General features: G+C 68.0%; 10 protein-coding genes and 1 pseudogene. All 11 read right to left on the bottom strand.

Annotation, left to right across the window (positions count from 1 at the left end; genetic code table 11):
• Positions 1 to 696: ATP-binding protein (locus V2B31_RS19245; protein ID WP_443022257.1), on the bottom strand; the 696-nt coding region annotated here is incomplete at its 3' end.
• A gap of 120 nt (positions 697 to 816) precedes the next feature.
• Positions 817 to 1,296 carry a hypothetical protein gene (locus V2B31_RS19240; RefSeq protein WP_328281708.1) on the bottom strand — a complete coding sequence of 160 codons (480 nt, stop codon included), beginning with the start codon at positions 1,294 to 1,296 and terminating at the stop codon, positions 817 to 819.
• A complete protein-coding gene (locus V2B31_RS19235) occupies positions 1,293 to 2,066 on the bottom strand; it encodes a PRTRC system ThiF family protein (RefSeq protein WP_328281706.1) in 774 nt (257 codons plus the stop codon). The genes V2B31_RS19240 and V2B31_RS19235 overlap by 4 nt, the downstream gene beginning before the upstream one ends.
• Positions 2,056 to 2,715 (bottom strand): PRTRC system protein A, encoded by a 660-nt coding sequence (locus V2B31_RS19230; protein WP_328281704.1) that lies wholly within the window; start codon positions 2,713 to 2,715, stop codon positions 2,056 to 2,058. The genes V2B31_RS19235 and V2B31_RS19230 overlap by 11 nt, the downstream gene beginning before the upstream one ends.
• The gene (locus tag V2B31_RS19225) at positions 2,712 to 3,548 is read right to left on the bottom strand and encodes a PRTRC system protein B (RefSeq protein WP_328281710.1); all 837 of its coding nucleotides are present in this window, start codon (positions 3,546 to 3,548) and stop codon (positions 2,712 to 2,714) included. Before V2B31_RS19225 ends, V2B31_RS19230 begins: the two co-directional genes overlap by 4 nt.
• A gap of 7 nt (positions 3,549 to 3,555) precedes the next feature.
• Positions 3,556 to 4,590: a hypothetical protein gene (locus V2B31_RS19220; protein WP_328281702.1), complete on the bottom strand. Its 1,035-nt coding sequence runs from the start codon at positions 4,588 to 4,590 to the stop codon at positions 3,556 to 3,558.
• Between the two features lie 132 nt (positions 4,591 to 4,722).
• Positions 4,723 to 4,929, bottom strand: coding sequence for a PRTRC system protein C (locus tag V2B31_RS19215; protein WP_107396143.1), 207 nt, complete (start codon positions 4,927 to 4,929; stop codon positions 4,723 to 4,725).
• Positions 4,930 to 4,976: 47 nt separating this feature from the next.
• On the bottom strand, positions 4,977 to 5,402 hold the full coding sequence (locus V2B31_RS19210) for a PRTRC system protein E (RefSeq protein WP_328281699.1): 426 nt from the start codon (positions 5,400 to 5,402) through the stop codon (positions 4,977 to 4,979).
• Between the two features lie 36 nt (positions 5,403 to 5,438).
• The gene (locus tag V2B31_RS19205) at positions 5,439 to 7,049 is read right to left on the bottom strand and encodes a PRTRC system ParB family protein (RefSeq protein ID WP_328281697.1); all 1,611 of its coding nucleotides are present in this window, start codon (positions 7,047 to 7,049) and stop codon (positions 5,439 to 5,441) included.
• Between the two features lie 168 nt (positions 7,050 to 7,217).
• Positions 7,218 to 7,571, bottom strand: coding sequence for a DUF3768 domain-containing protein (locus V2B31_RS19200; protein ID WP_328281696.1), 354 nt, complete (start codon positions 7,569 to 7,571; stop codon positions 7,218 to 7,220).
• A pseudogene (locus V2B31_RS19195) lies at positions 7,568 to 8,170 on the bottom strand (hypothetical protein); the annotation flags it as partial. The gene V2B31_RS19200 and the pseudogene V2B31_RS19195, both read right to left, overlap by 4 nt.
• Positions 8,171 to 8,222 lie beyond the last annotated feature (52 nt).

Below are 8,222 nucleotides of genomic sequence, written 5' to 3'. Positions count from 1 at the left end.
CTTTTCGTCGACCGAAGGCAGGGTGCAGGGAACGGTGAGGCCGTGGAAGTTGATGCGCGGCTGATAATGGGCGGCGCGCGGCGCGTTGAAGAGGCCGATCCGGACCCCGTCGGTCTCGAGGATGACGGCTGCGTCGGCGAGCCAGTCCGATTGCGCTAGCGGCGAGCCTTTGAAGCGGATCGGCGTCGGGCAATAGCGGGCCGCACTGATGGCCGCAGCTTCCAGCATCTTCGCCCATTCGTCGTCGAGAAGCAGCCGGATTTCGGTGCCGAAGGGATGATCGCAGGCGGTGACAGCGATCGGGGCTCCCGATTCCCAGTCGCCGGGCGCGATGGCGACCCGCCAGCCGTCGCCGGAGGGGCGCGGGCGGGACCGGATCTCGACACGACGGCCTGCGAGACTGAACGCGCCCATGCCGGCGGGGTCTTCGCGGACGGCAACTTCGTCGTCCCATCCGGAGCGCCCGAGCGCGAGGATCACCGCGGGATCGGCGATCCCGGCGCCGTCGTCGCGGATGATAAGCCACTGACGGTCCTCGGCCTCGGCGACATCGAGGTCGATGGTTGTGGCGCCAGCCCGGCGAGCATTCTGGATGAGTTCGGTCAGCATGGAACCGAGCGTATTGTTGAACAGCCTCGTCACCTTGGTGATCGCGGCCGGATCGACCTGGCTGTGGATGACGGTGGGAAGGGGCATCGGGGTCTCCTGGGCAAGAGCGAACAGGCTCACCTCCCCCGCCCTTCTCCTCTTTCGCTCGGGCTCGCGCTCGCGCGGCCGGCGTCGGCGCAAAGGAGTGAAACGCCCACGAAACCCACGCTACGCGCAGCGGCGCTCCTTCTCGGCCGGCGTTTCGATGTTGACGTAACGCTTGCCGCCCCTGCGACGTTTGCGGATGCGGCCATCGACGAAGGCCTGGGCCCACCGGCTGGCTTCGTCCACGCGGGCGGCCACGGCGCATTCGTCAGCCTGTTTGAACAACGCATAGGCGAGCGCATATTGGGCGCGATCGGGCAGGCTGAGCAGCGTCGCGGTAACGGGCAAGGCTCCCTCGTAGAATTCGAGGATATGACGGCCGCCACCATGGTACATCAGGATGGCAAGGAGGCTCATGCTTCCAGGACCGGTCGGCCTCGCGATCTGGATGTCATGCGAGCCATAGGTCACGGAGGTCTGGGAAGTCCCGGGCTCGCCGCGATGGAAGACGCGATCCTCGCGGTCCGGCAAGGGGTGGGCGAGAACCTCGTAGCCGTCGAAATTGTCGACGCGGCGGATGCGGTTATGGCCGATGACGGTCATGGCAGTTTCTCCTGCTGGGCACGCGGCAGCGGGATCGGCACGGTCTGGCCGCTCGCGATATTGAGGAAGGCCCCGGCGTGTCCGATGGAGCCGCGTCCGAGCAGATCGAACAGCAGCGCCAGGGCATGGCTCGCGAGGACGCGATTGACGAACAGCGATTGCCGCTCGAGCGCCTCGGCCACCGAGCAGGACGGAGCGTCGTCGTCGGCCTGGGCTTCGTCGGCGAGCTCGGGAAAGGCTTCGAGGACGGTCGGAAGGCGGGGCTGGTGCGAGGCCGGCTCCCGGTCCGGACAGCCGATCAGATATTGTCCGTCGCGCGCGCGGTTGCCGAGATCCATCCAATAGGTGGGCGAGGACTTTCCCTGGGCGACGGCAGCGCCGAGCGCGCGGCGCGCCGAGGCCGTGTCGACGCAGCTGATCAGGATATCGACGCCGTCGAGCCCGATCGCTTTGGGCGCGCGCCCGTGGACCGCCTTCCAGGCAAGGCCATGCGCAAGGTTGATCCGCTCGGTCAGCGTGCGGCCCTTCGAATGGCCGATGTCGCAGCGGTAGAAGGGCTGCCGGCCGAGATTGGCCTCGGTGACGATGTCGTCGTCGACCACGGTGACATGGAGCGAGCGCGAGGAAATGGCGCGCAGCGCCGTATCGAGCGAGGCGAGGCCCATAAGCATCTGCGCGCCGTTCCCGCCGCAACCGACCAGCAGTATCCTGATCGCACGGTTGTCGAGGGTGGCGGAAAGATAATGTCGTTCCTGGGTTTCAGGCTGCATCACACTCTCCTGAAAATGGGCTGCGTGGCAAAGGCAGGAACATGCCGCCGGCGCACAGGCGGGACGCCATTACGGGACCATCGGAAGCGTCGAGCCGGCCGAAGACGACCGATATCTTGGTCGCATGGGCGTCGTCGGCATCGTCGGTGGCGCTGAAGAAAGCCGAACTGTGCCCGTGGCTGTGGATGTCGCAGACGAGGTGCCAGTCTGGCAGTAGCGCCGGGGTGCGATAGACGAGCCGCGTTGGCGTGGCCTCGTCGATCACGGGCAGGTTCACCGCGAATTCCCCGCTCGCCTCGTTCCACAGTAGGAACGCCGCAGCCTCGTTCGGAAGCGCGGCACGAAAATGGTCGAGGATCCCGGCGAGATGGACGGCTGGAATGAGGCCGCAACGCAGATCGGCCCTTGGTGCGCCCATGCCGCCATAGGGCAGATAGGCGGTGATCGGCCCGGTGATCGGCACGTCGAGCGCGAGCCAGGGCCGGCGCAGGATGAGCATCACGCCATCGTTCCCCACGGCAAGTCCGTGGCCGGAACGCGCGCCGCGCAGCGCGTCGAGGGCGGGCGAGCGGCCGTGGGGCGGGACGGGATAGCAAGGCACGGCGGCGAGCACCGCGGCGGCGGTCGGATCGTCGGTGAGGACGGTCATGCCCTGGCGCTCGCCGCGATCAACCGACCGAGAGTGATCGCGCTCGCCGGTCGCCGGGCCTGCCGCCGGCCCGAAGAGCCGAAGGGTTTCAGACGGCTGGCCGGAAAGCGGGTCGCACGGCGCGCAGCCAGATCGTCCCAGAGCCTCACGAGCCCGCCGCCCCCGTTTTTCCCTGGGCCGCTGACGGTCAGCTCCTGCCCCGGATTGGGATGCGTCGACCAGCTGTCGAACACGGCACGCTCGAATTCCGGGATGGCGGCAACACCGAGGGTCTTCGGCCTCGGGACGTTGCCCCAGCAAAGCCTGCCATCGATGAAGACATTGAGGATGGGCGAGTGCAGGACGCGGGTGTCGGCGGCCGGGCGCTCGCTTGCCGCAAGGGCATAGACGCCGAGGCCGGAGCGGGTCGCGATGAACAGATGCGCTGGATAGGGGACCATCACGGTCGTTCGCGCGGACAGGGCGCGGAGCCCTTCCGGCGGAGAGGACAGCGCGAAATAGGCGGCGCGCACCTGTGCCGGCACCCACCAGGCGAGCATGTCGGGATGGGCGACGAGGATATTGTCGGGCAGGAGCTCGGGCACGACATTGCGGCCGAGCGCCTCGGTCCATTGGCGAAGATGCGCGCGCGACAGGGGCGTGCCGGCGGCGATCATCGGCGTGCCCTCGCGGTCGTGATCGACCGCATGGATGCTGGCGAACGCCGGCGCGGCCTCGTGCGAGGCGCCGTAGGGCTTGAGGTTGCGGGGCGCCTGGTTGCGGTAGAGGAGGATGGCGTTGGTCAGGACAAGACCGCCGCCGCTGGCTTCGAAATGGGTGCTGTGGTCGGACATCATGGCCTCACGGATTGGCGGGGTCGAACTGGAGGAGGTTCTGGGCGGCGATCAGGAAGGCAGCGCCGAGGCGGAGCGAGGCGAACCAGTCGTCGATGCGGCCCGCGTCGGGGAGCGGACAGATGCCGGCGAGGTCCATGAAGCCCATCTCCATGCCGTGGCGTGCGACGTCGTCCAGCTCGCGGGCGAACTGCTCGAAGGGGACGATGGTGAGCGGGGGCAATGAGGCGCACTCCTCGATGCCGGGGAGATATTCGCAGGCGACCTGGAAATCGAAGTGCCAGGCGTCGAGATCGGTCGGGATGGCAGCGAGCGCCTTGTGCGCGTCCCGGAGCGCCGCGAGCCGGCGCCGCAGCTCGGCAGGGAGCCGCCGCGCGGGTGCCGCATTGGCCGCGATCATCCAGTCGGGCCGACGTGCGTTCATCTCGGATGGCAGCACCTGCTCGTCGAGCTCGTCCGGTTCGGCGCCGTGATAGTCGATCAGGCTCTGACGGGCGGCTTCGTCGTCGGTTTCGCCGTCCCAATAATACATCGCAATCTCATCGAAGAGATCGCCATAGCCGAAGACCGGCAGCGCCTGGTTCAGGCATTGCTCGAGCGCGCGATAGGCCGCGGCGCGCCAGCCGGTGGGCGCATCGCCGGTCTCGATCCATCCGAGGTCGAGCTGTCCCATGCTCTCGCAGATGATGGCGATCGCCGGGGGGCCGTCTTCCTCGCTGTGAAGCACCGCGACCCTGAAATCCGCGAGGTCGACGGGAGCCAGGATCTCGAGGACGGCGGCATCGAAAACGCGCTCGATGTGCTGGCGGGCCTCGACACGGCTGCAGATGCCGGACGCATCCTGCCGCGCGACCGTCCAACGGCCGATCAGCTTGTGATGGGCCGCGAGCGGAACGTCGAAGATCGCTGGGATATCCAGGGAGAGCGCGATGCCGCGCCCTGCCAGGTCAGCCGAGGGGCGGAAGGCGGAGGCCGCTGGGCGACTGGAGCGGTTCGCAAGGATCGCCCCTTGCCTCGTGCGGGTCGAGGACGATCCGCGCATGGAGGGCCTGGGCCTGCGGGCTGCAGGCGGGATGGGTAAAGCCGGTAGGGTCGCCATCGTCGAACTCGATCCATTGGAGGAGGGTCTTCCGGGGCGTCGGCGCGATCGCCGAACCGCGTGCGAGCGCCATGATCAGCCCTTGGTGCCGACGGCGCGCCGGTATTCCATCACGTGGGCGTTCCCCGACACGCCGGCATCGACGATCTCGGCGTTGAGGATCGGGGGATAGAGGGTGGCGTGATAGGCGCGCAGGGCGCCCGGTTCACCGGCGAGATGCGGGGGCACCGGAAGGTCGATGCCGTCATACCGATAGGTTCGCGTGAGGTGATTGATCTGCATGGGGGGTCTCCCGGCTGATGGGTGTTGAGGGGTTCGAAGGGCCTGTCTCACCAGAGGCTGGCAGGCTCCTCGGCCTTGGCGTCAGCGGGCGGACTGGTGGGCGCCGCAACCTTCCCTCCCGTGGAGGCGGGCTTGGGCGTGGGCGTTGCCGCTTTGGCCTTGGCGGCCTCGGCCGCGGCGGTGCGGACGGCATCCGCGGCCTCGCGCTGTTCGGCGAGCTGGTCGGCGAGCGTCTTGCGCGCCGCGATGAGCTGGCCCAGCGCGCCATCTTCGCCCTTGGCGAGTTCGGCATCGACCTCCGCAGCGCTGGCGGTGAGCGAGATCGGTCGGGTTTCGCCGGCTTCGAGCTTGTGCGCGGCGCCCTCATGCCTGCGGGGGATCACGGTCAGGGTGATGGTGTCGTCGGGACCGGCGACGAGGTCGAAGCCGAGCGAGTAGCGCGCGAGCAGCGGGAGCAGGTTCGAGATCAGCATGGGGGCAAATCCTTGTCTATGTGAGCGTTGGGGGGATCAGGCGGCGAGCTGCGTGACCGGGGCGTCGGCCGGCGGCGCGGCCTTCACGGGCGGCGGGCCATATTGGCCGTCGAGCGTCATCGAACTGGGCAGGCGGCCGGCCCAGTCGAAGCCGGGCCGGTTGAGCATGCCGGCGATGAGATCCGCCTTCTTGGCGCCGAGCAGTTTGGCGAAGCCCTTTTCGCCCATATGCGCGACCAGGCCGGATTCCTGGGCGATGAACTTGAGCTCGTCCTTGGTGTAGCGCTCGAGAAAGGCCTTATCGACCTGCCACACATCGCGCAGATCGACGTCGAAAGCGCGGGCGAGGTCGGCGACATGGCCGAAGGTCAGCACGTCCTTGGCGTAGGCCGCGCCGACGGCGGAAAGGACGTTCGCCGCCTGCGGCTCCGACAGTGCGCAGATCGCCGCGATCTTGGCCGCATAGGCGAGGTCCGGGAAGGAAGCGCCGACGAGCAGGCCGGCGCGGGCCTTCAGGGTCTCGGCCTTGATCTGGGGGAGCGTGCCCGACATCGCCGCGACGAGGATGGCGCTATGGGCATGGACGGCGTTGGCCGCGAGTGCTCGGGCCAGCGCGGTGCGCCAGGTTGCTTCGCGCAGGTCGCTGGTGCGGCCGGCGATCGATTTGACGGTGACGCTGGGCTTGTGCGCGATCGAGCCGCCACCCGGGGACGGGACCGGCGCAACCGGCGGGGGAGTCCGGGGTTCGCTCCCGCTGGGAATCTCGGCGCGATCAGCTGGCGAGAGCTCGGTCTCGGCTTCCTCGTCGCCGTGATCGTCGGCATCGTCATCGGCGGGCGGAGCCGCGGCCCGTGCCGCTTTTTCGGCGCGTTCCTGCTCCTCGAAGCGGATTGCCTCGGCGGTCTGGGTCTTGAGCTCGAAGCATCCGGGATTGGTGCAGTGACCGTCGTCGATATGGGTCTCGAAGAGGGTTCGCTGCGCGCCCGAGTTGAACGGGCAGGTCGTGCATTCGGTCTTTTCGAAGCACGCGGTGGCGAGATTTTGCGTGACCCGCATGAGCAGCTCGCGGGTCTTGCCGACGTCGAGCCCCGAAGCGAGGATCGTCTCCAGGGCCTTGTCCTGCTTGTCCGCAGGGACGGCCGCCAGCAGCTCGGCATGCCCGACCTTGATCCGGCGTTCGTCGAGGGCGAGCTTTACAGTTTCGGACAGCTCCGCGAGCGCCAGACGGCGATCGAGCTTGGTCCGTGACCACCCGAGCCGCCGGGCGGCCTCGGCGCGATCGTTCTGGCATGCGGCGAGGTAGCGGACGGCGGCGTCGGCCTGTTCGGTTTCCGAAGGATCGTCGCGGTCGTCATTTTCAGCGATCGCGGCATCGAGGGCCTCCTGGTCGGTCATGTCGCGAATGATGACGGGCACTTCGCCATCGGGACCGTAGGCTTCGAGGCCGGCGCGGTAGCGGCGTTCGCCGGCGACGATCGCATAGACCTCGCCCTTCGGGCGCAGCAGGATAGGCTGCAGGATGCCGCGCAAGCGGATCGACGCCACAAGCTCGTCGTGCTTCTTGCGGTCGAAATAGCGGCGCGGATTGTCCCCCTTCGTGATGAGGGAGAGCGGCAGCGTGGCGCGGAGCGGTTCTGGAATGGTCAAGGCTGATCTCCTCGTGGAATGGGGAAGGCGAAGATCCGTCGGGGCCCGCGCGCCTTCGGTTCGGCGAGCCTGATGCTCGCTTCCCTCTCCCCTCTCGCTGCCCGGAGGGCTGGGGAGCCGCGGCGCTCGTTTGCGAAGGGGCAGAGTGCGGGGGACGCCGGGCGGCGCTCAATAGTCCTCGGCGAGCATGACCGTGAGCACGCGCCGCGTGATCGACGCGTCGGCCGGGTCCTCGGACCCGAACTCGAGGGCCATGTCGTAATAATCGATCTTGAAGAGGATCCGCTGGTCCTGCAGGTCGAAGGCGCCGAAGTCGCGCTCGGGTCCATCGCCGGGCTTGAAGGCATAGCGGCGGACCGCCGCGAGGAGTTCGGCCTGTGCGAGCACCTCGGCTATCCCCTCGCCGTCGCCGGAAAGCCGGGCGAGGCAATTGTGGGTGACCATGATGCGGGCACTGGGATCGAGACCTCGCCGGCAGTGGTCGTTGAGCCGGGCGATGCGTTCGGTGGTGGGGATTGTCATGCTGCCTCCAGCAAGCCGGCGTTGAAGGTTTCGAGCCACTCCGCCATCGCCGGCCGTTCGGGGAGCGGAACATGGGCAGCGACGTCCTGGAACCGGATGAGGTCGGCGGGCGCGTCGCGGATGATCGCGTCGATGTCGGCTGCGCAAAGCAGCTCTTCGGCGCGGATGAAGTCGGTCATCCGGCCCGGGCGGGTCGACGTCGACCGCCGCCAGAGTCCCTCGACGGTGCGCAGCCGCGGTGCCGCGCGCGCTTCGACAAGCACGATGAGACGCAGGCACCAGACGGGCAGCGCCCGGACCTCGTCCGGTTTCATGGCTCCGCATATGAAGCAGCTCGATTTTGGAGGGACGGGAAGTCCGGCGGCCTCGATCCGGGCGATGCAGCGAGCGCGGTCCCATCCCCATTCGCGCAAGGGGTAGCGGCATTCGAAGAGATCGTGCTCGATCGCGGAAGCATGGGTATGGCGCCGCGTATCAGCGGGCGATGCATCGTAGCCGATCAGGCGGATGACCTTTTGGCCGCGCGCCCAGGCCGCCTTGGCGGGTTCCCATTGCTTGAGGAAGGCGTCCTGGGGCGCCACTTTCCATTTGAGGCTGCATTAGGTCTGTATCGACCTGTCTTATTGGCTCCGCAAAGCCCGTATTTCCGCC

Origin of the sequence: Sphingobium sp. (genome assembly GCF_036170395.1) — a bacterium.
Taxonomy (GTDB): domain Bacteria; phylum Pseudomonadota; class Alphaproteobacteria; order Sphingomonadales; family Sphingomonadaceae; genus Sphingobium.
The sequence above is the reverse complement of the archived record's forward strand: the minus strand, read 5'-3'. Positions and strand labels throughout refer to the sequence as shown.

Excerpts from the sequence above, each read along its gene's own strand:
- V2B31_RS19240 (WP_328281708.1), bottom strand. The coding sequence starts at position 1,296 with ATGACCGTCATCGGCCATAACCGCATCCGCCGCGTCGACAATTTCGAC.
- V2B31_RS19235 (WP_328281706.1), bottom strand. The coding sequence starts at position 2,066 with ATGCAGCCTGAAACCCAGGAACGACATTATCTTTCCGCCACCCTCGAC.
- V2B31_RS19230 (WP_328281704.1), bottom strand. The coding sequence starts at position 2,715 with ATGACCGTCCTCACCGACGATCCGACCGCCGCCGCGGTGCTCGCCGCC.
- V2B31_RS19225 (WP_328281710.1), bottom strand. The coding sequence starts at position 3,548 with ATGTCCGACCACAGCACCCATTTCGAAGCCAGCGGCGGCGGTCTTGTC.
- V2B31_RS19220 (WP_328281702.1), bottom strand. The coding sequence starts at position 4,590 with ATGCGCGGATCGTCCTCGACCCGCACGAGGCAAGGGGCGATCCTTGCG.
- V2B31_RS19215 (WP_107396143.1), bottom strand. The coding sequence starts at position 4,929 with ATGCAGATCAATCACCTCACGCGAACCTATCGGTATGACGGCATCGAC.
- V2B31_RS19210 (WP_328281699.1), bottom strand. The coding sequence starts at position 5,402 with ATGCTGATCTCGAACCTGCTCCCGCTGCTCGCGCGCTACTCGCTCGGC.
- V2B31_RS19200 (WP_328281696.1), bottom strand. The coding sequence starts at position 7,571 with ATGACAATCCCCACCACCGAACGCATCGCCCGGCTCAACGACCACTGC.